The sequence below is a fragment of the Caldivirga sp. MU80 genome (assembly GCF_001663375.1).
Classification (GTDB): domain Archaea; phylum Thermoproteota; class Thermoprotei; order Thermoproteales; family Thermocladiaceae; genus Caldivirga.
Genome location: NZ_LCTF01000078.1, coordinates 1 through 491, shown reverse-complemented (window position 1 = coordinate 491; position 491 = coordinate 1). Strand labels below are relative to the sequence as shown.

The 491-nt window shown below is 46.6% G+C and carries 1 tRNA gene; it reads right to left on the bottom strand.

Features of this window, described 5'->3' with window-relative positions:
* Positions 1-128 precede the first annotated feature (128 nt).
* Positions 129-208, bottom strand: a tRNA-His gene (locus AAX04_RS11520).
* Positions 209-491: the final 283 nt, after the last annotated feature.

Here is a 491-nt window from a genome sequence, read left to right as displayed (position 1 = left end):
TACCTAATCGCTTTAACACTCCATATTGAGGAGTAGGGTGTTGAATATATTTGCGGTAAAATGCGTGGTGTGGTATAATGGTGTGGTCTTTAAAGATTGAAAGGTTGAATGGGTATGTGTGCCTTATCTGGTGGCCCCGGCCGGGATTTGAACCCGGGTTACGGGCTCCACAGGCCCGCGTGTTGTACCAGGCTACACTACCGGGGCCTTAACGCCTAACTCCTGCCTAACAACCTTATTAGCTTTTCTCCCCACATCCCCCTTAAGCCGGCTTCCTTAACCCCAATAGCACTATATATCGAGTTAAAGTTTATTAATCCCCTCAGCGTTTATAGTGTTGATGGGTGTTTTAGCCTTTATTCAGCGGCTTGGGAGATTACTTAAGCCGAGTCCTTCATATAACCTTAACCTCCTCGTTGACATGCTGCTTAACCTTGTTAGCGTTGATGCTGTTAGCCCTAGGGCTATGTTGGCTAGGAGGCATAAGTTAA